Source organism: Nitrobacter sp. TKz-YC02, from assembly GCF_049852135.1.
GTDB classification, from domain to species: domain Bacteria; phylum Pseudomonadota; class Alphaproteobacteria; order Rhizobiales; family Xanthobacteraceae; genus Nitrobacter; species Nitrobacter vulgaris.
The window spans coordinates 3,652,553-3,676,400 of record NZ_CP180728.1 but is presented as its reverse complement, the minus strand read 5'-3'; the positions used below and the strand labels follow the sequence as shown (position 1 = coordinate 3,676,400).

Annotated in this window: 21 protein-coding genes and 3 pseudogenes; 14 read left to right on the top strand and 10 right to left on the bottom strand. The window is 59.0% G+C overall.

Annotation, left to right across the window (positions count from 1 at the left end; translation table 11 throughout):
- The first annotated feature begins 90 nt into the window (after nucleotides 1-90).
- Nucleotides 91-480 (top strand): recombinase family protein, encoded by a 390-nt coding sequence (locus ACM561_RS17680; protein WP_425906796.1) that lies wholly within the window; start codon nucleotides 91-93, stop codon nucleotides 478-480.
- 2 nt (nucleotides 481-482) lie between these two features.
- Here ACM561_RS17680 and ACM561_RS17675 read toward each other — a convergent pair.
- Nucleotides 483-1,834 (bottom strand): IS3 family transposase gene (locus tag ACM561_RS17675; RefSeq protein ID WP_425905397.1). Its coding sequence is split into 2 segments (ribosomal slippage): nucleotides 483-1,498 and nucleotides 1,498-1,834, totalling 1,353 coding nucleotides; the frame shifts between segments, so codons are not numbered across the junction.
- Nucleotides 1,835-1,916: 82 nt separating this feature from the next.
- Nucleotides 1,917-2,062: pseudogene (locus ACM561_RS17670) on the bottom strand (recombinase family protein); the annotation flags it as partial.
- Nucleotides 2,063-2,593: 531 nt separating this feature from the next.
- Between ACM561_RS17670 and ACM561_RS17665 the strand changes: the two are divergent.
- The 5 genes from ACM561_RS17665 (at nucleotide 2,594) to ACM561_RS17645 (ending at nucleotide 7,865) form a co-directional block, all read left to right on the top strand.
- Nucleotides 2,594-2,962 (top strand): VOC family protein, encoded by a 369-nt coding sequence (locus tag ACM561_RS17665; protein WP_425905408.1) that lies wholly within the window; start codon nucleotides 2,594-2,596, stop codon nucleotides 2,960-2,962.
- A 114-nt stretch (nucleotides 2,963-3,076) separates the two neighbouring features.
- Complete coding sequence (locus ACM561_RS17660; RefSeq protein ID WP_425905407.1) at nucleotides 3,077-3,970, top strand: complex I NDUFA9 subunit family protein; 894 nt, start codon at nucleotides 3,077-3,079, stop codon at nucleotides 3,968-3,970.
- Between the two features lie 1,074 nt (nucleotides 3,971-5,044).
- Complete coding sequence (locus ACM561_RS17655; RefSeq protein WP_425906794.1) at nucleotides 5,045-6,526, top strand: NAD-dependent succinate-semialdehyde dehydrogenase; 1,482 nt, start codon at nucleotides 5,045-5,047, stop codon at nucleotides 6,524-6,526.
- A gap of 79 nt (nucleotides 6,527-6,605) precedes the next feature.
- Nucleotides 6,606-7,336, top strand: a protein-coding gene (locus ACM561_RS17650; protein WP_425906793.1) for an IS5 family transposase whose coding sequence is annotated in 2 segments (ribosomal slippage) — nucleotides 6,606-6,915 and nucleotides 6,915-7,336 — 732 coding nt in all. Because the reading frame shifts where the segments join, the coding sequence is not laid out codon by codon here.
- Nucleotides 7,337-7,445: 109 nt separating this feature from the next.
- Entirely contained in the window at nucleotides 7,446-7,865 is a 420-nt protein-coding gene (locus tag ACM561_RS17645) for a hypothetical protein (protein WP_425906792.1), read from the top strand.
- Nucleotides 7,866-8,234: 369 nt separating this feature from the next.
- On the opposite strand, the gene ACM561_RS17640 is transcribed toward ACM561_RS17645, so the two are convergent.
- Nucleotides 8,235-8,381, bottom strand: coding sequence for a hypothetical protein (locus tag ACM561_RS17640; RefSeq protein ID WP_425906790.1), 147 nt, complete (start codon nucleotides 8,379-8,381; stop codon nucleotides 8,235-8,237).
- Between the two features lie 535 nt (nucleotides 8,382-8,916).
- On the opposite strand from ACM561_RS17640, the gene ACM561_RS17635 reads away from it, so the two are divergent.
- A complete protein-coding gene (locus tag ACM561_RS17635; protein ID WP_425906788.1) occupies nucleotides 8,917-9,762 on the top strand; it encodes a DUF3050 domain-containing protein in 846 nt (281 codons plus the stop codon).
- A 266-nt stretch (nucleotides 9,763-10,028) separates the two neighbouring features.
- Here the strand turns inward: ACM561_RS17635 and ACM561_RS17630 are convergent, their stop codons facing one another.
- On the bottom strand, nucleotides 10,029-11,066 hold the full coding sequence (locus ACM561_RS17630) for an NAD-dependent epimerase/dehydratase family protein (protein WP_425906787.1): 1,038 nt from the start codon (nucleotides 11,064-11,066) through the stop codon (nucleotides 10,029-10,031).
- 43 nt (nucleotides 11,067-11,109) lie between these two features.
- On the bottom strand, nucleotides 11,110-12,444 hold the full coding sequence (locus ACM561_RS17625) for a hypothetical protein (protein WP_425906786.1): 1,335 nt from the start codon (nucleotides 12,442-12,444) through the stop codon (nucleotides 11,110-11,112).
- Nucleotides 12,445-12,470: 26 nt separating this feature from the next.
- Here ACM561_RS17625 and ACM561_RS17620 point away from each other — a divergent pair.
- Nucleotides 12,471-12,578, top strand: a pseudogene (locus ACM561_RS17620) (IS630-like element ISWpi10 family transposase); the annotation flags it as partial.
- A 43-nt stretch (nucleotides 12,579-12,621) separates the two neighbouring features.
- On the opposite strand, the pseudogene ACM561_RS17615 reads toward ACM561_RS17620, so the two are convergent.
- A pseudogene (locus ACM561_RS17615) lies at nucleotides 12,622-12,963 on the bottom strand (integrase core domain-containing protein); the annotation flags it as partial.
- An 811-nt stretch (nucleotides 12,964-13,774) separates the two neighbouring features.
- Between ACM561_RS17615 and ACM561_RS17610 the strand changes: the two are divergent.
- The gene (locus tag ACM561_RS17610) at nucleotides 13,775-13,978 is read left to right on the top strand and encodes a DUF2171 domain-containing protein (RefSeq protein WP_425906784.1); all 204 of its coding nucleotides are present in this window, start codon (nucleotides 13,775-13,777) and stop codon (nucleotides 13,976-13,978) included.
- Between the two features lie 103 nt (nucleotides 13,979-14,081).
- The gene (locus ACM561_RS17605; RefSeq protein WP_425906782.1) at nucleotides 14,082-15,068 is read left to right on the top strand and encodes a DUF5996 family protein; all 987 of its coding nucleotides are present in this window, start codon (nucleotides 14,082-14,084) and stop codon (nucleotides 15,066-15,068) included.
- 503 nt (nucleotides 15,069-15,571) lie between these two features.
- Here the strand turns inward: ACM561_RS17605 and ACM561_RS17600 are convergent.
- Complete coding sequence (locus ACM561_RS17600) at nucleotides 15,572-16,204, bottom strand: hypothetical protein (protein ID WP_425906780.1); 633 nt, start codon at nucleotides 16,202-16,204, stop codon at nucleotides 15,572-15,574.
- Nucleotides 16,205-16,318: 114 nt separating this feature from the next.
- On the opposite strand from ACM561_RS17600, the gene ACM561_RS17595 reads away from it, so the two are divergent.
- The 3 genes from ACM561_RS17595 to ACM561_RS17585 are packed head-to-tail and all read left to right on the top strand — an operon-like array spanning nucleotide 16,319 to nucleotide 19,723.
- Complete coding sequence (locus ACM561_RS17595) at nucleotides 16,319-17,890, top strand: recombinase family protein (protein WP_425906778.1); 1,572 nt, start codon at nucleotides 16,319-16,321, stop codon at nucleotides 17,888-17,890.
- A complete protein-coding gene (locus ACM561_RS17590; RefSeq protein ID WP_425906776.1) occupies nucleotides 17,890-18,789 on the top strand; it encodes a plasmid partitioning protein RepB C-terminal domain-containing protein in 900 nt (299 codons plus the stop codon). The genes ACM561_RS17595 and ACM561_RS17590 overlap by 1 nt, the downstream gene beginning before the upstream one ends.
- A complete protein-coding gene (locus ACM561_RS17585) occupies nucleotides 18,782-19,723 on the top strand; it encodes a plasmid partitioning protein RepB C-terminal domain-containing protein (RefSeq protein WP_425906774.1) in 942 nt (313 codons plus the stop codon). The genes ACM561_RS17590 and ACM561_RS17585 overlap by 8 nt, the downstream gene beginning before the upstream one ends.
- 422 nt (nucleotides 19,724-20,145) lie before the next feature.
- Here the strand turns inward: ACM561_RS17585 and ACM561_RS17580 are convergent, their stop codons facing one another.
- The 3 genes from ACM561_RS17580 to ACM561_RS17570 form a co-directional block, all read right to left on the bottom strand.
- Nucleotides 20,146-21,804 carry a recombinase family protein gene (locus tag ACM561_RS17580; RefSeq protein ID WP_425906772.1) on the bottom strand — a complete coding sequence of 553 codons (1,659 nt, stop codon included), beginning with the start codon at nucleotides 21,802-21,804 and terminating at the stop codon, nucleotides 20,146-20,148.
- Nucleotides 21,801-22,256 (bottom strand): DUF2924 domain-containing protein, encoded by a 456-nt coding sequence (locus tag ACM561_RS17575; protein WP_425906770.1) that lies wholly within the window; start codon nucleotides 22,254-22,256, stop codon nucleotides 21,801-21,803. The genes ACM561_RS17580 and ACM561_RS17575 overlap by 4 nt, the downstream gene beginning before the upstream one ends.
- Before the next feature lie 61 nt (nucleotides 22,257-22,317).
- Complete coding sequence (locus ACM561_RS17570; protein WP_425906768.1) at nucleotides 22,318-22,584, bottom strand: DUF3489 domain-containing protein; 267 nt, start codon at nucleotides 22,582-22,584, stop codon at nucleotides 22,318-22,320.
- Nucleotides 22,585-23,371: 787 nt separating this feature from the next.
- On the opposite strand from ACM561_RS17570, the gene ACM561_RS17565 reads away from it, so the two are divergent.
- On the top strand, nucleotides 23,372-23,824 hold the full coding sequence (locus ACM561_RS17565) for a MerR family transcriptional regulator (protein WP_425909817.1): 453 nt from the start codon (nucleotides 23,372-23,374) through the stop codon (nucleotides 23,822-23,824).
- Nucleotides 23,825-23,848: the final 24 nt, after the last annotated feature.

The following is a 23,848-nucleotide window of genomic DNA, read 5'->3' as shown; positions in this document are numbered from 1 at the left end:
TGGCACCAGTGCGGATCAGCGGCAGAGACCTGTCATGCGCGGCGTGGTTGGTTGCTCGCGCCACCGCCAGGAATCAGGAAGGGGTGAGGTTTGACGCTCCGGAAACCTTACGATGACGATCGCTCACAGCCGCCGGAACGTCCTGTTCGAGCTGCCGAATACGTCCGTATGTCGACAGATCATCAGAAATACTCGACGGAAAACCAATCCGATGCGATCCGGCGGTATGCGGAGGCCCGTGGGATCGAGATCGTCCGAACCTATGCTGACGCCGGCAAAAGCGGCCTCAAGATCGAAGGACGCGATGCGCTCCGGCAACTCATCGATGATGTGCAGGCCGGCAACACGGATTTCAAAGTGGTCCTCGTCTATGACGTTAGCCGCTGGGGTCGATTTCAGGATGCCGACTGTCCGTCATCAAAACATTTGGCGCAAAGAGCGGCGAGATTTAGCGGAGAGCGGGCCTCATTTGTTGGTTGATGTTAAGCGGCGATTTTGCGGTGGAGCAAGCGCCGATATTTGATTGTCTGTCGTTTGATCCTTTCACGCTGTTTGATGATGGATTGTGCACGTCCGAAGTAGACGTCGGCGGGTGTGACGTTGCCGATGCCCTCGTGATAACGGCGATGATTGTAATGCTCGATGAATGCCTCGATCTGACACTCGAGATCGCCGGGCAGGAAGTAGTTCTCGAGCAGGATGCGGTTCTTGAGGGTTTGATGCCATCGCTCGATCTTGCCTTGGGTTTGCGGATGCAGCGGTGCGCCGCGGATATGGCTCATGCCGTTGGCATCGATCCATTCGGCAAGCTCGGCGGCGATGTAACTGGGACCATTGTCGCTGAGCAGTCTGGGCTTGTGCAACACCTTGGTGTTGTCGCAGCCTGAAGCTGCAAGGGCCAGTTCGAGCGTATCGGTGACGTCCTCGGCGCGCATGGTCGAGCACAGCTTCCAGGCAATGACATATCGAGAGAAGTCATCGAGTACGGTGGACAGATACACCCACCCCCAGCCGATGATCTTGAAGTAGGTGAAGTCGGTCTGCCACATCTGGTTGGGTGCTGTCGTCTTGTCTTTGAACTCATCAGCCGCCTTGACCACAATGAAGGCTGGGCTGGTGATGAGATCGTGGGCCTTGAGCAGGCGATAGACACTGGCTTCGGAGACGAAGTAGCGCTTCTCATCGGTAAAGCGCACTGCCAGTTCGCGCGATGAAAGTTCGGATTGCTCCAGCGCCATCTCGATGATCTGACCCTGGATATCGGCATCGATGCGGTTCCACACGCGACCTGGCCGGGAAGGACGATCTTCCAACGCTTCCGGCCCGCCCTCAAGGTAACGGTCATACCAGCGATAGAAGCTTCGACGTGCAATGCCCAGTTTGTCGAGTGTCTTCTTCGCCGGCAGATGCGATTGCTCGACGAGCCTGATGATCTCAAGCTTTTCGGATGCGGGATATCTCATTCGCCTTCGCCCCCATCCGCGATCATGCTTTTTTTGAGCAGACGGTTCTCCAGCGTCAGATCGGCAACCACCTCCTTCAGGGCATGCGCCTCACGGCGAAGGTCTTGCACTTCACCACTTGTCGCAGCTCGCGCCGTATCACCGGCCAGCCGCCGCTTGCCTGCCTCCATGAACTCCTTCGACCAGACGTAGTAAAGGCTCTGAGCGATCCCTTCCTTGCGGCACAGTTCAGCGATGCTGTCTTCACCGCGCAAGCCATCAAGCACAATCCGGATTTTATCTTCCGCCGAGAAATGGCGCCGGGTGGCGCGGCGAATGTCTTTGACAACCCGTTCGGCAGAACTTTTCCTGCTGCGAGACTTCGTAGTCATGTTCGTTCCTTCGTCATCGACGAGAACCGAACTCTCCTTAAATCATACCTTCAATTCTGTGCCATAGGCGCTGATCCCGGACAGTTGTGGTATTGAACTGCTGGGTCACCGAGACAAACGACACTCGATGGGCATCGAACAGCTCGACCAGTTTGGGGTGTCGGCGAGCGAGCGAGTCAGACGATCGACCTTGTAGACCACAATGACATCGATCTTGCGGGCCTGGATACCCGTTACGACGATGTGCACATACCTTCATGTCTGCCATCTACATCGCAGCAGAACTGCGGGCTGAATGGTGCGGCATTATTGGGACTGAATCTGAGTGGGTGGCGAACGGGACGGCAGTAATCATCGATTCTGTCGTCGGGGAATAAAGATCGGAGCATCAGCGATACTTGTCCCTGTCGGAAACTCAATCTTGCTGGCAACTGATATCGAATCGAGCGATGCTCCTGCCTTATGCGAGAGGTCTGTAGCCTAATTTGGTTGGCGTTGGTCGGAGCGTGTGAAAACGCGCCGAACGATGACCCCACCCCCCGACGCCTGCTGCGCATTGAAATCGCTAGGAAAAAGCGGATTACGGTGGGTCATATTCGCGCGAAACGTGACCCCACCCGAAATCATGAATTCCTTCGTATGATCAATGAAATGCGCTACCTCGCGGGTGGGGTCAGGCTTGGAAGCAATTTCACAAATCAGACCGGTGGAGAAGTCGACTACAAATGACGCACAGGAAGAAACAGGAGAGCCCTATCCATGATTGAGGGGATCAGCGCAATCACGCTGGCCACACACGAAATGCCGCGAGCTGTTCGATTCTACCGCGCGCTGGGATTTGAAGTCCTGCATGGCGGCGAAGAGTCGTCATTCACTAGCTTTCGCGCGGGGGCGGGCTATCTGAACCTCATCGCGCAGCCTGCCGAGCGGCGCTGGTCCTGGTGGGGCCGCGTTATCTTCTACGTCACCGATGTTGATGCACTCTATGAACGTGCGCTCGCAGCAGGGTGCCAGCCAACCACCGCACCCCGCGTTGCCGAGTGGGGTGAGCGCTTCTTCCACCTAATTGACCCCGACCGCCACGAACTCAGTTTCGCTCGGCGCTTGCTTCCAGCTTCCGTCCAATAGCTGCTCGAAGCGGCCTGCCATTCCAAGGTGCTGGGGGCGCGTATGGTGCTCCGATGAACAGTGGTCGCCGCAATTTGGCGAGTTCGAGTCATGGTAGCAACGAGCGGTCGCATCGTGACAGTGTTTGGTGGAACCGGCTTTCTCGGCCGCCGCATCGTTCAGCATCTGCGCTATCGCGGATTTCCTGTTCGGGTCGCGTCAAGGCATCCGGATCGGGGGAACAGACTGTTCGGTCCTGATGATCCACAACTTCAATCCGTCCGGGCCAACATTCACGACGAGCGGTCAGTTGCGGATGCGCTTGCTGGCGCTTACGGTCTTGTAAATGCGGTTAGTCTTTACGTCGAGCACGGACAGGAGACTTTTCATTCCGTTCATGTCGAGTCGGCTCAACGGGTGGCAGCGCAAGCGCGCCGGGTCGGAGTCGAGCGACTCATTCATGTTTCAGGAATCGGCGCCAATCCGACCTCACAGTCACACTACATCCGAAAGCGCGGCGAAGGCGAAATGGCGATCCAAGCCGCGTTCGCCGATGCACTTTTCATCCGCCCGGCGGTGATGTTCGGACCGGACGACGCGTTTCTCACCACCATCCTCAAGCTCCTCCGCCAGCTTCCAATCTATCCGATGTTTGGCCACGGCCTGACCAGGCTGCAGCCGGCCTATGTGGAGGATGTTGCGGAGGCGATTGGCCGGGTCATGCAGCACGCCGAGACGCCTTCGATGATCTTCGAGCTCGGCGGCCCTCGTGTCTACTCCTACAAAGAACTTCTCGGAGCCATTGCGCGCCAAGCCGGCCTTGCGCCCCTGTTGATTCCGATCCCGTTTGCCGTTTGGCATGCACTCGCATGGGCTTCCGAAATGTTTCCGGGTCCACTCCTAACTCGCAATCAAGTGGAACTGATGCAGATCGATACGGTGTCATCACCGGAGATGCCTGGATTTATTGAACTTGGAATTTCGCCGCACTCCGTCGATGCAATTCTCCAGAGGGTATTATCGAACTGAGAATGAAAGAGGCTCCTCGGTCAATCCGCTTCAACGGCTGGCGCGTTGGCGTCACCCGGCAATCGAGCAGATAGTTGCTTGAATCCTGACTATTATCTGCTCGTGGCCGGAGGAAAGAGATTTCCTCGTCCGCGTGGACTGGGGTCTTCTGTGGACGCCCCCAGAGTAGCAAGAGGGTTTTGATCGGCTGTGGCTGACGCGTAGTCAGGCCTTTCATCAAACGAAGCGAAGAAGCCGCTATGTGCCTGCACCGCAAAAGCTCGCGGTCGCAGCGGCCTGCTTTCAAGGGTGAAACAGCATCCGCGGGTCGCGCGTCGTGCTGCTGCGACTGGCGCCGGGAATTCTATGCAGTCATGCTGCTGACGCAATTTCTGTCTTAGTCGGTGAAAACTAAGATCACCTTGTGCGAGGGCCACCCTGGTTCCCACAACGGTTCCGTCGCCAGGATTGGCAGAAATCCGCAAAAATTGGCGCGAGTTCGTAAACGCATCCGCGTTCGCTTGACCGTGTTTTGCGGCATCGGGAACCGAACGATCTAGAAAACCAGTCGAGGAGTTATGATGTCATTTCGCTCGAGCGCCGCAATTTGCGGTGCCGTAGTTGCGCTTACCATTTCTGTTACCGTTGCTCGAAGTGAAATCGGTGCAGTTCATTCAAGCGCCGTCGTCAATGCCGCTTCTGGGGATGCGATCGTTGGCGCAGCATCCCCGTACAATCCGTTCCGGCCCGGATGGCGGGAGGGCAGCCCGAACACAGCCTCCGGCGAGCGCTATGATCCCTCTGTTTGGGCGGCTGCCATCAAGACGAGATTGCGCCAGAAATTTGGTGGAGTCCAATATGGCGCGAGGCCGAAATATGCCCTCGTGACGTTGATCCAGACGAGGTCTCTGCGATCGAGCCGGACGACCCTAAACTGGCGAAATGATCGGGCTGCTCTGTTTCGCTTTGGCTGTCCTGACCTCGCCATTCAAGTCGAAGTTGCGGCTTGAAGCTGAGAACGCGGCGCTTCGACATCAGTTGATTGTTTTGTGGCGCAATCTGCGTGTAAGTTTTCGGTACACACAGGACCAAATCATGTCCGCACAGGCAGTCGTCAAAGTCACGGGTAACGATTTCTCGCGCGTCCCGACCGATCTATTCATCGGCGGCAAATGGGTGCCTGGTGCGGAGGGCAAGCGCATCGACGTGGTTGATCCCTCGACAGAGAAGCGCATCGCGAGCGTCGCCAACGCCACCGTTTCCGACGCCATTAAGGCCGTGGATGCGGCCTATCAGGCGGGCGCGGCATGGGCTGCGACCGCGCCGCGCGTGCGCGGCGAGATTCTGCGCAAGGCGTTCGAACTCATGGTGGCGCGCGCCGACTGGTATGCCGAGCTGATCTCTCTCGAAAACGGCAAGGCGCTGGGTGACGCCAAGAGCGAGGCGCTCTACGCCGCGGAATTTTTTCGCTGGTATGCGGAGGAGGCGGTGCGCATCTTCGGCGAGATCGGCACCGCGCCCGGCGGCGCCAACAAGATGATCGTGATTCAGCAGCCGGTCGGCCTTGCCGTGCTGGTGACGCCCTGGAACTTCCCCGCCGCGATGGCGACGCGTAAGATCGGCCCGGCTCTCGCCGCGGGCTGCACCATGATCCTCAAGCCCGCCACCGAGACGCCGCTCACCGCCTATGCGATGGCGGCATTGCTCGCAGAAGCGGGCGTGCCCAACGGCGTCGTCAACGTACTCACCACCTCGACCGCCGGTAAGGTCGTCAGCGCGATGCTACACGATCCACGGGTGCGCAAGCTCTCCTTCACCGGTTCGACCGAAGTCGGCCGCGTGCTGCTCAAGGATGCCGCCGATCATGTCGTTAACTGCTCGATGGAGCTCGGCGGCAACGCGCCCTTCGTCGTTTTCGACGATGCCGATCTTGATGCCGCGGTTGAAGCCGCGATGATCGCCAAAATGCGCAATGGCGGCGAGGCCTGCACCGCGGCGAACCGCTTTTATGCCCAGCGCGGCATAGCCGATGCCTTCAGCAAGAAGCTCGCCGAGCGCATGGCGGCGCTCCAGGTCGGCAACGGCACCGATCCCGCGACAAAGCTCGGTCCGCTGGTCAATGCCTCGACCCTCGACAAGGTCGCCGAACTCGTGACCGACGCGACTGGCCGCGGCGCCAAGGTCCTCACTGGCGGCAAGGTGCTTGAGCGCGCCGGCTATTTCTATGCGCCGACCGTGCTAACAAACATTGCGCCGGGCTCGCGCGTGCTGACCGAGGAAATCTTTGGACCAGTGGCGCCGATCGTCGTCTTCGACAACGAAGAAGACGCGGTTAAGTGCGCCAACGACACCGAATATGGCCTCGTCGCTTATGTCTTCACCAAAGATCTGGCGCGCGGCTTGCGCGTCTCCGAGAAGATCGACAGCGGCATGATCGGCCTCAATCGCGGTCTGGTGTCGGATCCGGCGGCGCCGTTCGGGGGCATCAAGCAGAGCGGCATCGGCCGCGAGGGCTCGCATCACGGCCTCGCCGAATATCTCGAGACGAAGTACATCTCGACCTCCTGGGGTTACTAGTTTCTAGGTTCAGGACCCATTAGTTCTCTTGCGGAGAGGTGTTTGGACTGATTCATTGGCGTTGCTGGGAGACGCCGCGATGTCCGATTTGTTTCTGCTCACCGAGGCGCAGATGCGCCGGCACGGAGTTGCGAGGGTTGATGACCGGCGGGTGATCAGCGGCATCATTTTTGTCATCAGGAGCGGTCTGCGCTGGCGTGATGCGCCGCGTGAGTATGGTCCGCGCAAGACCGTCTACAATCGCTTCGTGCGCTGGAGCCGTCTTGGTGTGTTCAACAAGATATTTGCCGAACTGGCTCGTAAGGGCGGCGCACCGAAGCGGTTAATGATCGACGCCACCCATCTGAAGGCGCATCGCACCGCCGCAAGCCTTTTAAAAAAGGGCCTGTTCCCCGACGTATCGGCCGCACGAAGGGCGGTCTGAACTCAAAGCTGCACGCCGTCTGCGATGGTCAGGGACGCCCTGTTATCATGCTGCATAGCGAAGGCCAGATGAGCGATTATAAAGGGGCCGCATTGATGATCAATGCGCTGCCGTCCGCCAAGCAGTTGCTCGGCGACAAGGGCTATGACGCCAACTGGTTCCGCCAGGCACTCGCGGCCCGGGGCATCACGGCCTGCATCCCATCAAAGTCCAACCGCGCAACGCCGATCGAACATGACCGTATTCTCTATCGCCAACGGCTCAAGATCGAAAATGCGTTCGGCAGGCTCAAGAACTGGCGGCGTATCCACACCCGCTACGATCGATGCGCTCACACCTTCTTCTCGGCTATCTGCATCGCAGCAACCGTCATCTTCTGGATCTGATCAATGAGTCCTGACCCTTCGTCATCAACTTATCATCCAGCGACGGCATCTGCCGAAGAGACTGACCTTTGGTGCCATCGATCGTCTGATCTTCGTTGGGCTGTATCGTTTGGTGCCAAGCACCCTCAACGCACTGACGATTGTGAAGCCGGAGACTGTCGTCAGTTGGCATCGTGCCGGGTTCAGATTGTATTGGCGCTGGCAATCGCGACGCCGCTGCGGTCGACCGGCGGTGCCGTTAGAAATTCGCCGGCTGATCCGCGAGATGAGCCTTGCCAATCCGTTGTGGGGAGCACCGAGAATCCATGGTGAGCTGCTCAAGCTTGGTATCGAGATCGGCCAGACCAGCGTCGCCAAGTATATGGCGCGCGGAGGAGGGCCCCTCCGTCACAAGGATGGAAGACGTTCCTTCGTAACCATGCTGACGGGATCGCGGCGATGGACCTTTTCGTGGTTCCGACAATCTCGTTCCGACGAGCGCTGGGCGTCGATGACCATCCACCGGATCGGGCCGACGCTACATGCCTAATTTGTCACCGCCACGTACAAAGCTCGACGTGTGCGGAACGAAGCATCGTCGATATTTGCCATGCCGAAATCAGGTTTCTGGTGGTGTCCAGCTTCGGACTTCCGGCCTGTGTGCCAGGCGTCCCAGCAGCGCGAGTGCAGCCAGGCATGGCCGGTCGGGTTCGGCGCCGAAGGGCAGCAACCTGTCATGGGCGTGCTCGCTTCCACCGCAGCCGAGGCAGCGGCCGGGCGGCGAGCACCGGCTTGCGTTTCAGCCATTCGGCGACGCAAGCCGCGAAGGCGCGGGCCTCCGCTTGTTCACGGGACAGACCGCATCGAACTCGGCGATGGGGTGGCGCTTTGTCCGGTGCGGTCGTGGAACACGAAGCCGTCAGCCGTGGCCCACGCTATGCGTATTGTCCTTCGCCTCGATCTGCCGGCCCGCTCGTCGAAAAAGGCCAGCCAGTCCTCGCCCGACCAGCCGAGCGTTCAATTCGTCATTACGGTCAAATGCAAGGCGATTTTGGCTCGATTGCATGTTCTCAAAACTGAAAGGAATCTTTGATTGCCCGAGCCTGACACGGAACTCTTTTTCTCATCGAAGGAGATATCGGCGTAGCCATCTCTTAACTGACCGAAATGGCCTGTGCAGGAGCCAGACGGAGTACTGGCAAAATCCGGCTGGAAATACAGATAGAGATTATCGGTAATATCACCGTAAAAAATCAGACGTGCCCGCCTGATCAAAATGAGGCGTCTTCGCCTACCGATTTATCAGTGGCGCCCGGGTGCTCGAATGAAATGTATTTCCCAAGTCCCGCGGCCGCTCCTTTATCCGGAAAAGGCCCGCCACGCATGCGTGGTCGTGATCTGCGGAGAGCTGCGCCTAATCGCTGACCGTCCGATCTGGCTCTCTGGGAATTCCACTTATTCGCGCGACTTTCTCGCCCGCTCCGTCGCGCTGATCGTACCCGAAATCGGGGATCTGATCGCGGTTCATCATGCGGGAGGATATTGCCGCTCGATGGTGACCCGCTTTCTCGGGAAGGAAATACCGGCCGAAAGCGCGATCAATGCCACAGCACATCAAATCTCACGGAATGAAAGGACAACGCATGTCAGCCCCCGGAATGCACAACCTTTTGCGCCGACTCGAGCCGGCACGCAACCAGCTTGCACGTCATAACGTCTATGCGGGTCTTCAATGCATCGAGGATGTCCGCGTCTTCATGGAGCACCATGTCTTCGCGGTCTGGGATTTCATGTCGCTGCTCAAGAGCCTGCAGCGCCGTCTGAGTTGTGTCGAGGTCCCCTGGTTGCCGGTGGGGTCGGCTCGCATGCGGCGGCTGATCAACGAGATCGTGCTCGAAGAAGAGTCTGACATGATCGACGGCGAGCCCGTCAGCCATTTCGAGCTCTATCGTTCGGCCATGCTGGCGGCCGGTGCGGAGACCCGGCCGATCGACGCGTTCGTGACAGCCCTGCGTACGGGAGCTGATGTGCCCGCTGCTTTGGCCGACTGTTCCGCACCGGTCGGCGCCCGCGCCTTCGTCGGTAAGACCTTCGAGATCATCGCCTCGGACAATCTTCACCAAATCGCAGCCGCCTTCACATTCGGCCGCGAGGACGCGATCCCCGGCATGTTCAGGAAATTGATCGATTCCCTTTCGTGCCAGCGGTCCGCTTCGCTCGGTCTTCTTCAGGTTTACCTTGATCGTCACATCGGGCTTGATGAGGACAATCACGGCCCCATGGCCGTGACGATGCTCGCCGAATTGTGCGGAGACGACGAACGGCGCTGGGAGGAGGCGGCCGATGCCGCGCTCACCGCGCTCACCGCGCGTCTCACCTTGTGGAGCACCGTGTCGAGCGAGGTGGCGCTGCGAAGATTGGGCGTCCCGGATGTGATCGCGGAGTGAATCGGAGAGGAGGCGCGATGGCGATGCCGCGAGCTTGCGAGCATGGTATCCTTCTCACGGTTGGCCTGGCCTGTCCCGGCGGAGTACTGGATGCCCGCCCATAGGCGAAGGACGCCGTTCTTCAAACGTCTATGGCGGGCATGACAACCGCGATTTGACGCGATCGCATCAGGGTCGAATGCTCAATCGATGAGGTTTGTTATCGCATCCATGAGTTGTCATGGCATGAAAGGCAATGACATGCGCAAAACGCTCCAGCCGCCCGACTAAGCGGACACCCGAACCGCATCCACCGCCTCGCGGCGCGTGAGCCAGGCGACGGCGTCGGCGATCGCGTCGTCGATCGGGTGGGGCAGATAGCCGAGCTCGGTCTCTGCCTTGCGCGTGTCCAGCGGGATCGAGCGCAGCGCGATGCGCACCGCCTCGATTGAGACGCGCGGCGTGCGGCGGATCATCTGACCTTCGAACCATTCGGACGCCGCGCCGATCGCGAGTGCCAGGGGACCCGGCAGCGCGTGCACGTTGGTGCTGCGGCCGCACAGGCTGCCGACCCGCCGCGCGAGCTCGCGCACGCTGACGTTCTCGCCGCCGAGAATGTATTGTTCGCCTGCCCGGCCGCGTTCTCCGGCCAGGATGAGGCCGGTTGCGACATCCCGCACGTCGACAAGGTTCAGCGTCGAGTCCAGCACCATCGGCGGCGGCTTGCGCGCGAACAATTCGAGCATCCGGGTCGGCTCGGTGAAATTGTGATCGCCGGGCCCGATCGGGACGGTGGGATTGACGATGACGACGCGCAGTCCGTCGGCTGCCGCATCGCGCGCGACCTGCTCGGCCAGGAATTTCGATCGTGTATAGGGGCCCGGCATGTCTTCGGCGCGTTGCGGGCTCTTCGTCTTGCCTCTGCGGTACGGAAACAGGATCGCATCGGTGGAGCAGTGGACGATGTTCCGTACTCCCATCTCGCGCGCCGCCGCGAGCATGAGCTCGGTGCCGTGTTGGTTTACGCGCTCGAAGTCGGCCGGGTTCGCCGTCCATAGGTGCGAGATCGCCGCCAGGTGATACAAGGTATCCACGCCGTCTAGCGCACGCCGCACGTCGTGCGGGTCCAGGATCGTGCCTTCGATGAATTCTGACAGCGGTCCGGGCGGCGGCGGTTGCAGATCCAGGACCCGAACGATGTCGTGCCGGCGGCGAAGTGCTGCCACAAGGTGCTGTCCAATGAATCCGTTTCCGCCTGTGACCAGGATGCGGCGACGGCCGGCCGGCGCCGTTTCGACGCAAGGTTGCAGGGTGATGTGTTCCACGTCCGCGGCTCCAAGAGGGTCAAGCCCCCGGTGACGGAAAAGACTACGCTGGCGGGCCGTTCCAACCCCCGATCATCCGGATGCTTTCCGGGTTCAGCAGGTGAGCTCCCCAGCCCCTGCTCGCCAGTTGCTCCGCCGCCCTTGGCCGGATCAGTAGCCAGGTGGCTGCAAACAGGGTGGGAATGACGCTCGGCCAGTCGATGCGCAGGGGTGTCAGCTCCTCCTCGCTGCCCCGGTAAATGCCCGTTCGTGTTAGCAAACGCCGGCATTCGCGCAAGAGTTCCAGCCGCGACCGCGTCCGCATGGCGCATCCGAGCAGGGCCTGTAGAGCAAGGTGCGTGCGCACGCCGGCGCGGCCAGGGGGCAGCGGCTCCGGCGAGGAGCCCCGCGTCACCTGCAGGAGCAGGCTCAACAGGTCGTGTCCAGCGAGCAGGGCGTTCATCGGCTCGACCAGCCGCGGGTTGCAGTCGATGTAGCGGACGTCGTTCTCGCCTGGCGCCAGATAGTCCACCGACAGGGCACCGTGCCAGTCCAGGTGTTTTCCGATGTGCGTCAGATGCTCGCGCACGAGCGGGCGGTTGACGCTTTCCTTCACAGCGTCGCCGCCGCCCGCGCCGCGGACGATCTGCCGGTAGGCGTGCATGCCCAACAGTCGCCCGCGGTCGAACACCGCCTGTGCATGCTCCACCGGAGCTTCGATGAGCTGCTGGGCGACGATGACGTCGGTGAACGCGCCGCCTCGCGCGAGCTCCTTGACCGCGGCTGCAAGCTCGCGCGGCCCCTTCACCGGCCACACCGTCCGGCTCGCCGTGCCGGTCGCGGCTTTCAGCATCAGCGGGAAACGCTCGAGCGCCAGCACGTCCTCGCGCGTCTTGACGAGCTGCGTGCGCGGCTGCGGCAGGTCGAGCTCGCTCAGGAGGCGGCTGAAGGAGGCTTTGCTGTGCGCCTCCTGATACGCGGCGTGCGACGGCAGCGCGACGGTGACATGGTTTTCGACCGCCTCGCGGATTTTCGAAAGCGCATATCCCTGCTCGTGGATCGGCAGCAGAACGTCCAAACGCCGCCTCGCGAGGAGCGCCAGCACGAAGATGACATAGCCGGCCGGATCGACACCCAAGCCCGGGCAGCGATGAAATCGCCGCACGAACCGCGAGAAGCGCCCGAGGCAGCGCGGATCCGGATCGCACACCTCGACATGATGCCCCTGCATCCCGAGAATCGTGATCGCCTCCCGCGCGGACGTGCTCGATCCCTCAGACAACAGGATCCGCAGCGGCGAAATTTTTGCCCTGCCGCGCCGCAGCTCGGACGGCGCCGCGCCCGGCGAAGACTCTTGGCATGGCCCGGAACGCAAGTGCAGTATCTCCTCAGCTGTCATGGCGTAGGGTCCGAGTCTCCCGCAGAAATTTCATTCCCGCCAACATCACCATTATCCCGCTGCCGCCGAAATGCCCTGAACTCAACCCGGTCGAAAATATCGGGCAGCATATGCGCGACAACTGGCTCTCGAACCACACTGTAATGTCAGCGCACTTATGAGACATCCGGCCTTGGATTATAGTCGTTCGCGGAGAACCTCGTAAGGTGCCTTTCCGTTGAATGCACCGTGAGGCCGGGAGCGGTTGTAGAACTGCTCCCACTCGGAGAGCCTTGCGCGAAGATCGACATCGTCGGTGTAGGTGAGGAGCTGATAGAACTCCTGCTCATCTGTTCGATGCGACCGCTCGACCTTGCCGTTCAGCTGCGGCGACGCAGGTTTGATGTAGGCGTGGCGAATGCCGAGGTCCTCAACATGCCAATGGAATTGAGCCTGGAATTCATGACCATTGTCGGTTCGAACCTCGCGGACTCGGAACGGGAATTTGTCGATGATGGTATTGATGAAGTCGATCGCGTTTGGCCGATGCGGCACAAGTGCCAGCATTAGTTTGGACGGCTTTTCGCACCCATGCAGACCGGTTGCCTTGGAGCGATCGAATCCGGCTCGCCGCCAAGGTGTCGCCAGCGACGCAAGAATTTCCCGCCTGTGTGGCTGGAGAAGCGTGGCCCCTTAGCGGTGCCGGTATCTCAAAACTGTTCGGTTATGAGAGATGCGAGTAATTTTCTATAGTCAGCTATCTCGCGGATGCGGCGTTCCAGGAACCGCTCCTTGCAGAGCCTAGTGCATAGATGGTGAAAGCCGACAAAGTGCCGGACTAGGCCGAAGCGGTTCTTGCGGCAGTAAGCGCAGGCCTTCTTCTCTATTGGCATGGCGACCTCCTTCGGCTTAGGAGGTGTGCGGCGGCGGTAAAACATCAAGAGCGCGGCTTCTACCGCCGCATCAACTCGTCGTGGGCGTTGCCGCGTATCACCCACGGGTTTTTGTCGTCGCAGACTATTGTGCCGCTCTTGCTTCCGCTGAAGTTGCGGTAGACGCCGATGTAGGCGTCTCGGAACGCGGGCGCCAGCTTGTCGTGAGCCGGCCAACTCCGCTTCGCTGTAGGCGGGCTGGATGATGAAGAAGCCGTCGATGAAGCCCTCAAGCTTCACGTGGATTATGTGGGCCGTGGAACACCTCCACGTCCCATTGTAACCTGCAAAGAAAAGAGCCCCGGAGGGTCGCACGAGGTCGCGAGCACGTCTCAGCTCTCCTTCCAAGCGGCTCCGCCGGTCAATGCAACCATTCAACGCGCATCGGAGTTATTTTCGTCCAAAGGAGAATAATGCCGATGTCTGAAATCAGAGAGCGCATGAAGGTTGTCGACAAGCATGGCGCGGAAGTCGGAATCGTTGACGAGGTCGAGGGTGGCCGCATCAAGCTGGAGCAGGGTTCTGACAACCAGCACCATTACGTCGACAAGCAGCTGGTCGCAGAGGTCGTGGGCAGCACCGGTAAAGCTTTCTGTGGAAGCGAAGAGGTCAAGAGGCGCTAACGGAGGGGGACCGGGCGACCACTTGCGCGGCGAGCCGCGTGCATATGGAAGCGGACGAGGGGGTGAAGCAAGCGCTCGCGCGGCAAGCCATGGAGTCGATCGGATGAGCGAGGAAGAAACGGGCTGGCCGGTTTTGCCTTATGACGATTGGGCCGAAACATGCACCGCGCTCCATCTGTGGACCCAGATCGTCGGCAAGTACCGGCTCGCGCACACACCCTGGGTCAATCACTCCTGGCACGCCACGCTCTATGTGACGCCGCGCGGTCTGACCACGGGAATGGTGCCCGACGGCAAGTCGGCCATCACCTTGACCTTTGACTTCCACGATCATGCGCTGATCGGCGAAACGGCCGATATGCGTGAGAGCTTTCCGCTGGAGGCAATGTGTGTGGCCGACTTCCTGAGCCGGACGACCACGCTGGTCGAACGGCTTGGCGGGCGGATGAACATTCATGGCGCTCCGAACGAGATTCCCGATGCGAAACCGTTCGCGCAGGACACCGCATTGCGGCCCTACGACCGTAAGGCGGTCGAGCGATTCCATCGGGCGCTGGTGCAGATCGATCGCGTGTTTGCACGATTCCGCACCGGGTATCTTGGCAAGGTCTCGCCGGTGCACTTGTTCTGGGGCTCGTTCGATTTGGCTGTGACACGGTTCTCGGGACGCAAAGCACCGCTCCATCCCGGCGGGATTCCCGCGCTTCCGGATTCGATTACCCAGGAAGCCTATAGTCACGAAGTATCCTCGGCTGGATTCTGGCCCGGCGGCGGCGGGGTGGATGAGGCGATGTTCTACTCCTACGCCTATCCGGCGCCCGGGGGCTTCGCCGACCGCTCCGTTAAGCCGGCGGCCGCTCGCTTCGACCCGAAGCTTGGAGAGTTCTTGTTGCCTTATGAGGCGGTGCGGACCAGTGCCGATCCTCAGGAGGACCTCACGAGCTTCCTGCAATCGACGTACGAAGCGGCCGCTGACCTGGCCAAGTGGGACCGGCAGGCGTTCGAATGCGACTTGGGCATCCCACGGATTCCCACTGGTCATTCTGAAGCGCATCACGATCTATCGCCGATCTCCAAAAATCAGATTTAGCTTGCGCTCGCTGACTTTCCATTTTGTCCTTGGACGCCTCATCCTCGGAGTCGATTTTTAGCACGAGTTCGACATCGGGATGGCCTCGAATAAACAATGCGCTTCCGGAAATGTGGAGACTCGTTCGACAGACTGCGTGGTGGGCAGCCAGTTTGATCTCTGTCAGCTCCACCACCAAGTCTTTGTTTTATCTGGCAAATTTTATATGGTGCGAAATAGCCGTTAACTGCGGGCTTTCTCGCGTTGTTAAATTCAAAGCCCCCGTCTCCATGTCGGATTTCTGCTGAAAAATCGGCTCTGTCTCTGCTCGAAAAATTCCCGTTCCTGGGAACAAGAGAGATTAGTTCGAAGACTGGGTCGTAGGGCATTCAGTTCGATTTCCGCGAATTTGGTCCGCAAATTGCGGGCTTTTGTGTCCCCGTCGTGTCTCAGCTAGATCGTCTCAGGACGCGTTCTGTGTCTGCATCAAAAAATCCCGTTCCTGACCGGCTACTCGCCGCTGCTCACTTCGCTCTTCGCCGATATCTACCTTTCCGACGCGACCCGATGTATTCAAGCAGTTGCGCCTTCTGAAGGGCGCCAATGTCCCGTCGCGCGGTTTTCATGCTGACCTGCCAAACGGTCGTTATTTCCTTGGCGCCGTATCGGCCTCCCTCCGCGACCCGAGCTAGGAACCAATGTTGTCGTTCGTTGAGTTCTTTCGATTCAGGGTCATTTACAGGGTCGCGATCAGGGTCATCTTCAGGGTCATTTTGCCGATAACCCTTGGCCGACGGACTAAGGGCCGCCTCGCCAACGACATAGGCTTGCCTTGCCGCCGCAAGAGAAAAGCGATCCACCGGATCGCGTAATGGATTCGAGGCAGGGCCTTCGATGAGACCCAGAACGAAGGCTCTGATGACGGGCGACGATACCACGAGGCGTAAGAAAAACACCGTATCCGGGCCATGCTGTGCGGAAAGCCAATGCTTTACCGTCCTCTCGCTAGCATCGGTCTGACGCATAAGGTGCTTGACCGCCCGATGACTATCTCCGTGCTCCTTGCGCAGCAGTTCGGCAATGGTCCGTGCATACGCTTCTCGCCCATCGAGGACACCTTTCCATATCGGTAATTTCCTGCCCTTTTTCGGCAACATCCGCCATTTCCTCCGCAGTTAGACTGGCACCAGTGCGGATCAGCGGCAGAGACCTGTCATGCGCGGCGTGGTTGGTTGCTCGCGCCACCGCCAGGAATCAGGAAGGGGTGAGGTTTGACGCTCCGGAAACCTTACGATGACGATCGCTCACAGCCGCCGGAACGTCCTGTTCGAGCTGCCGAATACGTCCGTATGTCGACAGATCATCAGAAATACTCGACGGAAAACCAATCCGATGCGATCCGGCGGTATGCGGAGGCCCGTGGGATCGAGATCGTCCGAACCTATGCTGACGCCGGCAAAAGCGGCCTCAAGATCGAAGGACGCGATGCGCTCCGGCAACTCATCGATGATGTGCAGGCCGGCAACACGGATTTCAAAGTGGTCCTCGTCTATGACGTTAGCCGCTGGGGTCGATTTCAGGATGCCGACGAGAGCGCATATTATGAACATATCTGCCGGCGGTCGGGCATTTCGATTCAGTATTGCGCCGAGCAGTTCGAGAATGACGGCAGCCCAGTTTCGACTATCGTCAAAGGCATCAAGCGCGCTATGGCCGGCGAATACAGCCGCGAACTCTCAACCAAAGTGTTCGGGGGCCAAGGTCGACTGATCGAAAAGGGTTATCGTCAGGGAGGGCCAGCGGGCTTTGGCCTGCGGCGAACGCTGATCGACGATCATGGAATAATCAAGGGCATTCTTGAGCGTGGCGAACACAAGAGTATCCAGACCGATCGGGTAATCCTGACCCTGGGCCCAGCAGAAGAAGTCAATCTGGTTCGGGAAATCTACCAGGCCTTCGTGCATCATGGGCGTAGCGAGAACGAGATCGCCGCCGATCTCAACGAACGGGGCATTCCAACTGATCTGGGACGTCCATGGACCAGGGGTACGGTCCACCAATTGCTCATCAACGAGAAATATGTTGGCGACAATGTCTGGAATCGCCGTTCCTTCAAGCTGAAGAAAAAGCGCGTCCGCAATGCCCCCGACATGTGGATCAGGGCACAGGGCGCATTCGAGGCAATCGTCGAGCGCGAGCTTTTCGAGGCGGCAAGGACAATCATCGATGGGCGCTCGTTCCGCTTGAGCGATGAAGAGATGCTGCAATCACTGAGGAAACTCTATCAGCAGAAGGGATTATTGTCGGGAATCGTCATTGATGAATCTGAGACTATGCCATCGAGCAGCGCCTACAGTTCTCGCTTCGGCAGCTTGCTCAGAGCCTACAGCCTCGTGGGTTTTACGCCGGACCGGGATTATCGCTATGTCGAGATTAACCGGAAGCTGCGCAAACTCCACCCCGAGATCCTGAGTGAGGTACTGGCGGGGCTGGGGAGTAGGGGCAGCGCTGCCCGGCAGGATCTGCAAACCGACCGGGTGATCGTCAATGGCGAGTTCAGTCTGTCCGTGGTTATCGCCCGCTGCATCCAGACCTCAAGCGGGCTCTTGCGCTGGAAACTTCGCTTCGACACGTCGCTCGCCCCAGACATCACGATTGTCGTGCGCATGGACAGCGCCAATCGCGCGCCGTTCGACTACTACCTTTTTCCGCGCATCGACGTTCTGTCAGAGAAGGTACGGCTGACAGAGGATAACGCCTTTGGTCTCGATGCCTATCGCTTCGACGACCTCGACCTTCTCTACAACATTGCCACACCCATTCCCCTCCTTGAGGTTGCCTGATGCCTGCCGTTCATCCAAACCGGATCGAAATGATCCCTATCTCGCGGATCACGGTCCTGAATCCGCGCACACGCAACAAGCGTCAGCACCGGGAAATCGTAAATAATATCGGAGCCATTGGCCTTAAACGTCCCATCACGGTGAGCCGTCACGACGGGCCGGACGGTCCCAAATATGATTTGGTCTGCGGTGAAGGACGGCTAGAAGCCTTCCAGATGCTCGGTCAGACCGTGATCCCTGCCGTGGTGATCGAAGCCAGCGAGAGCAAATGCCTCGTGATGAGCCTAGTCGAGAACATCGCGCGGCGCACCCCACGTCCCATCGACCTCATGCGAGAAATCGGCGCTTTGCGGGCACGTGGATACAATGACACGGCCATCGCCGAGAAAATCGGCGTCGGATTGTCCTGGGTCAACATGATCGCATCGCTTCTCGAACGAGGCGAAGAGCGCTTAGTGTCTGCGGTCGAGGGCGGCCTCATTCCGATCACGCTAGCCATGGAAATTTCCCGAGCAGAAACGGATGAGACACAGAAACTGCTTCTCGATGCCTATGAGGCTGGCAAACTACGGGGAAAGAAGCTCGCTGCTGTACGGCGCATGCTCGACATGCGCATGCGCACCAAAGGCAAAGGACTGCCTCCGGGACGTCGAGGTCGGAAAGGCGTGAATCGTCAGATGACGGCCAATGACCTCATGCAGGTCTTTCAGCGCGAGGCAGAAAAACAGCGATTGCTAGTAAAGAAGTCCGATTTCACCCAGACCCGGCTCTTGTTCATCGTCGAGGCTCTAAAAGATCTACTTGCCGATGAGGGCTTCCTCAACCTGTTGCGAGCGGAGGGGCTGGCAACCATACCACGGGCACTCGCCAACCGGATATCGGGAGCGAGTGATGACTGACACCCCGCAAACCCCGAGCAAAGGGGATGGTCGCATTCATCTAGCCTTCCAACGCAATGTATTGACCATCCCCCTATCAGCGATAATTCCATTGAAAACCTTGCCGGATGGTGCTCGCGAAGGCCGGAAATTCGCGCAGATTCTGAGCTCCATCAAGGCGATCGGCTTGGTCGAGGCGCCTGTTGTCATCGGCGACACAAAGAATGCCGGAACGTATTTCCTACTCGATGGCCATTTGCGACTTGAGGCCCTGAAGAAACTCGACATTGCAGAGGTCGATTGCCTGTTGGCGACCGACGACGAGACGTATACCTACAATAAGCGCGTCAACCGACTACCACCCATCCAGGAACACCGAATGATCGCGCGCGCCATGGAGCGTGGTGTCTCATCGGCCGAAATTGCGGAGGCCCTGAGTCTTCAGGTCGGGTCTATCAAACGGAGGCTCCGTCTGCTGGAAGGGATCAGTCCTGAAACTGCTGAGATATTGAAGGACACGCCCTGTTCGATGAAGGTATTTGACATCTTGCGTCAGATGTCCGCTGTTCGACAGATAGAGGCTGCCGATCTGATGAGGGGCCAGAACAACTTCACAGTTATGTTCGCCCGCGCGCTTCGCTCCGCAACTCCTGAGAGCCAGCTCGTTGTTATTAAGAAGACAAAGGGAGCAGATGCAGCCACGCCCTCTGGTCAACAGATCGCGCGCATGGAGCGAGAATTGGCAGTGCTTCAGACCCAGGTGAAGTCGGTTGAGGAAACTTACGGTATTGACAATCTGCATCTGACTGTGGCGCGCGGATATATAGCGAAGCTTCTTGTCAACAATCGTATTGCTCGCTGGCTTGCAAATCACCGGCCGGAATATTTCGGTGAGTTTCAGAGAATCGCCGAAATCGATAGGCTTGGTTCGCTTACCGAATCGTCAAACGCGTAGACGGTCTCATCCGAGTGACAGATTGCAGCAACTGCTCGACACTGATGCCTAGGGTAGACGTGCCCGATGGCCGAGCGTAGGCGTCAAGCAGGCGCGAGCGTATTTTGTGGTCTCCATCTATGTTTCTAAGTCGCTATTTTCAGCGTCAGCCTCGTTGGAAAATTCCCGTTCCTGGGGAACGCAGAGACTCGTTTGACAGACTGCGTGGTGGGCAGCCAGTTCGATCTCTGTCAGCTCCACCACCCAATCTGTTATTTCCCGCATTTCCAGAGACTGACGAAAAAGGCCCGCTGCTGGCGGGCTTTTCCGAACTTTGATCTGCGGAGGCACGGTCTCTGTGACCCGTCTGGGCCGGTTTTGGGGCTCTGTCTCTGCGGCGCAATTCCCCGTTCCTGGGATTTGATAGACTAAATAAGATGCGGTTATAGGCTGGTAGAACCGGCAGCGCCTTCGGGTGCCAAGCCGAGGCACCGCATCTGCTGTGACCATTCAGCCGGCGCATCGCGGAGGGCAGCAACCCCGATCCCGCGTGGGAATCGTCCTTCAACGGCTGCTGTCACGAGTGACGGTGCAAGGAAGGCGAGGGAGATGGTCATATTAATATGTCGGGTGCTGCAATGTTGCCGGGTGGCGAGGCTTTCGATCGTCTCGCGGCCCTCGACGATCTCCTGAAGCCAGAGACGGCCGCGGCCGATCGCTCGGATCACAGCCGACCGGCGTTCGGCCTTCATGGGCCGAGCGCGATGCTCTGGTGTATTCGCCGGCAGCAAGATCTCCCGCGCGGGCTTTGATGGCTTCTTCCAGGCTACGACTATGGTGCGCGAGCTGGAGGCGCGGTTTTCAGCCGAATCCGGATCGTGGTGGTTATGGGTCCGCTGAATATCTTTTTCGCCAGACCTTAGATTGATCGCCAACTGGTTCTTACGGACCTCAATTCGGGTGACAAACCGCTCAAGGGTGTCTCGAGATAGGTTCTCGTTCGAGAATGGTTCATCTATGTCCGTGTTGGCGATGACCGCCTTGGAGATCGTGGCTTCGAGCTCTGAGGCAGGCACACGGGTGACAGAGCCAACCGGCGCATCCGTTTGACCCCGGATGCAAGGCGCAGAGACATAATAGCGATGTCGAACGCGGTCCCGACTGGAGTAGGTCAAGATCATGCGATGACCTGCGTCATCAAACAGAAGTCCTGCAAGGAGGGCACGGGTTCGGATACGTGTCGTCGTGCGATGTGACCACTGTTCAGTCAGCCTTTGCTGAACGGCATCAAACAGTGTGCGGTCGAGCAAGGCCGGCTGAGGTCCAGGCAGGATCTCGCCCTTAAATTTGACCTCGCCGAGATAGAAGCGGTTCCGCAGCATGTAAAACAACGGTCCCTGCGTGAACGGCACACCTCCTCGCGTTCCGCCTGACGCCAGTTTCCGGACCTTGGACTTAAAGCCTCGCTCCTTCAGGTCCTTGACGAGACGGTTGACGCTGCTGAGTTCCAGATAGCGCTGGAAAATCAGCCGAACGGTATTGGCCTCTTCCTCGTGAATGTGAAGCTGACCGTCCTTGAGGACGTAGCCTAGAGGAACCATACCACCGACCCATAGTCCCTTGCGTTTCGAGGCCGCGATCTTGTCGCGGATGCGCTCCGAGGTGACCTCCCGCTCAAATTGCGCAAAGGACAAAAGGACGTTCAGCGTCAATCGTCCCATTGATGTGGTGGTATTGAACTGCTGGGTCACCGAGACAAACGACACACCATGGGCATCGAACAGTTCGACCAGCTTGGCGAAGTCAGCCAGAGACCTGGTCAGCCGGTCCACCTTATAGACAACTATGATGTGGATCCTGTGGGCCACGACATCCGCGAGCAGCCGCTGCAAGCCAGGACGGTCGGTCGATCCGCCAGAGAAGCCGCCATCGTCGTAGCGCGCCTTGACCAGCGACCAGCCTGCATGCGCCTGACTTCGGATATAGGCCTGGGACGCGTCATACTGAGCATCCAGCGAGTTGAACTCCTGATCAAGGCCGGAGTCGGTGGATACCCTCGTATAGATCGCGCATCGGACGACCCGGTTGTCGGCCGGCTTCATGTTCGCACACCCTTGCCGTTTCCGGCGCGCAGACCAAAGAAGCGAGGTCCATTCCAATTCGTGCCGGTGATGGCGAATGCAATTCCGGACAGGCTGTCAAAGGTTTTGCCCTCAAAAGCAAAGCCGCCTTCAACGACCATCACCCGATGAAGCTGCCCGTTCCATTCCCGAGTCAGCACAGTGCCGAGCACCATGGCTTGCTTGCGCTGATCCTGAGCCGCTACGAGCGGCAAAACCTCATTCAAAGACTGCACCGTAGCCGCACGCTTCAGAAGTTGAACCGTCGCAGCATCGAGATCCCCAAGCGCATCGGCCTGGATGTGATAGGCGAGGATGCCGAACAGCAGGTGCTTGGGTAGGTGCTCCGGGGCTGGCCGCCCCATCACACTCTGCCAGCGACACTGTAGGCCAATCAAGTCGAGACTGCGCAGATGCGCAATCTCCTCTTCCATTGATAACTTTGTAAGCCGTCGACTGACAGGCTTTCTCGATCCTGGACTTCGCGCCATGGCATCAGGCCGCGGCCTTGTCAGACTTCGATCCGGTCGACGCGGCGTTACCAGTTATTTTGTAGATCCGACCGCCTTCAGCAGCTTCCGATGTCAACGTTAGCTTGAGCTTCTTCCGGATGATACCGGCGAAGAAGCCGCGCACCGAATGCTGCTGCCAACCCGTCGCCTTGACGATGGTTTCGATCGTGCAGCCATCCGGCGCTCGTAGCAAAGCGAGCACCCGAGCCTGCTTAGAATTAGCGCGAGCGCCTGATGCTTTCGCTGGCAAGGCGGATGAATTGGCCGTCAGCAAGACCTTCGAAACCGCTAGCCTATTTCTCTTTATGCTAACGTATCTGGCTTTAACGGGTCCGGTCGTAGCTGATTTTGAAGCAGGTCTGGTCGCCGGAGGCCGCTTTGCTTTGGCTTTGGTCATAAGGATCTCCGTGGTTGCGGGGCACCCATCGCGCCCACCGCCGCAGCCCCGCAGTGGCCAAAGGCCGGCGGGGCACGATCCTCACGAGCCTGTTAGCTCGCTATAACAGCCACACTAACGCTCCGTTGCAGCAGCAAAGCCAGTCCTTTTCTGAGCAATCTTGTTGCTCGCTACTCGGATCAGTCCCGCGTGTGAAGGTCACAGGCGAATCTGGGGGTCAGGAGTTTGAATCTCTTCGGGCGCGCCATATACCGAGACCGCCGACCAGCGCCTGACGCGGGTGGAATCCGAAGGTAGCATCACGCTCTCCGACACGCATTCGCGCCCTGGCTTGTCGGATGAGGACCGCCGCGCCCTTGCGGGCCTACGTCGTCCTCATAAGGCGCGAACCTTCCTCCGTCTTGTACGCTGCCGGCGAAAGGCGATCATTCAGTTGGGACGAGATCATCACCGGCACCCCCTCCGGGCGGCGGTGAATTGTTTTGTAATGGCCGAGCGGCTTGATCACATCGACAAAATCAAGGTGAAAAACGGGAGACTCTCGACGGCGGCCGAGCTGCTGCTGCTTTACCGCCTAAAATGGGTATGATACCCATTCCGTGGACACAGAGGTAAGCTCTGATCGAGGTGCGACGTGAGAATGATCGGTTCGCGCGAGGTTCAGGCCCTGACCGGTCTTTCCGCCGATCAATTGCGGGAATGGACGGGCCGTCGTGGTCTCATTCGTCCCGACCGCCCCGCGCAAGGCAAAGGGACCCAGGCCCGCTTCTCCTGGCAAACCGTGTTGGTGCTCCGCTTAGCGCTGGTGATGAAGCAAGACTTTCATATCGAGCTTCACCCTCATCGCGAATCCTTCTCTGAGTTGCAAAAGCTCTTCCATGGCAAAGCCTTCCCAGGGCTATGGGATCGTGTGGTTTTGCTCCGTGAGCGAGCGCAATTAGCGATCGCTAAACCTTCAGAAATGACATTCCCAGCAGATGAGACCGTGATCGTGATGCCGCTAGCACCACATTTACGTGCACTCATGACAGGCTTCGGTGTTCCGATGCCAACACAGCAAATGCCGCTGTTTCGCGCCATCGGCTTCAGATGAGGGCGTTGGTAAATATCGACGATC

What these genes read in the sequence shown, in the direction of transcription:
- ACM561_RS17665 (WP_425905408.1), top strand. Translation starts at nt 2,594, where the DNA reads ATGATTGAGGGGATCAGCGCAATCACGCTGGCCACACACGAAATGCCG.
- ACM561_RS17655 (WP_425906794.1), top strand. Translation starts at nt 5,045, where the DNA reads ATGTCCGCACAGGCAGTCGTCAAAGTCACGGGTAACGATTTCTCGCGC.
- ACM561_RS17640 (WP_425906790.1), bottom strand. Translation starts at nt 8,381, where the DNA reads ATGCAATCGAGCCAAAATCGCCTTGCATTTGACCGTAATGACGAATTG.
- ACM561_RS17635 (WP_425906788.1), top strand. Translation starts at nt 8,917, where the DNA reads ATGCCACAGCACATCAAATCTCACGGAATGAAAGGACAACGCATGTCA.
- ACM561_RS17625 (WP_425906786.1), bottom strand. Translation starts at nt 12,444, where the DNA reads ATGACAGCTGAGGAGATACTGCACTTGCGTTCCGGGCCATGCCAAGAG.
- ACM561_RS17610 (WP_425906784.1), top strand. Translation starts at nt 13,775, where the DNA reads ATGTCTGAAATCAGAGAGCGCATGAAGGTTGTCGACAAGCATGGCGCG.
- ACM561_RS17605 (WP_425906782.1), top strand. Translation starts at nt 14,082, where the DNA reads ATGAGCGAGGAAGAAACGGGCTGGCCGGTTTTGCCTTATGACGATTGG.
- ACM561_RS17600 (WP_425906780.1), bottom strand. Translation starts at nt 16,204, where the DNA reads ATGTTGCCGAAAAAGGGCAGGAAATTACCGATATGGAAAGGTGTCCTC.
- ACM561_RS17590 (WP_425906776.1), top strand. Translation starts at nt 17,890, where the DNA reads ATGCCTGCCGTTCATCCAAACCGGATCGAAATGATCCCTATCTCGCGG.
- ACM561_RS17585 (WP_425906774.1), top strand. Translation starts at nt 18,782, where the DNA reads ATGACTGACACCCCGCAAACCCCGAGCAAAGGGGATGGTCGCATTCAT.
- ACM561_RS17580 (WP_425906772.1), bottom strand. Translation starts at nt 21,804, where the DNA reads ATGAAGCCGGCCGACAACCGGGTCGTCCGATGCGCGATCTATACGAGG.
- ACM561_RS17575 (WP_425906770.1), bottom strand. Translation starts at nt 22,256, where the DNA reads ATGGAAGAGGAGATTGCGCATCTGCGCAGTCTCGACTTGATTGGCCTA.
- ACM561_RS17565 (WP_425909817.1), top strand. Translation starts at nt 23,372, where the DNA reads ATGATCGGTTCGCGCGAGGTTCAGGCCCTGACCGGTCTTTCCGCCGAT.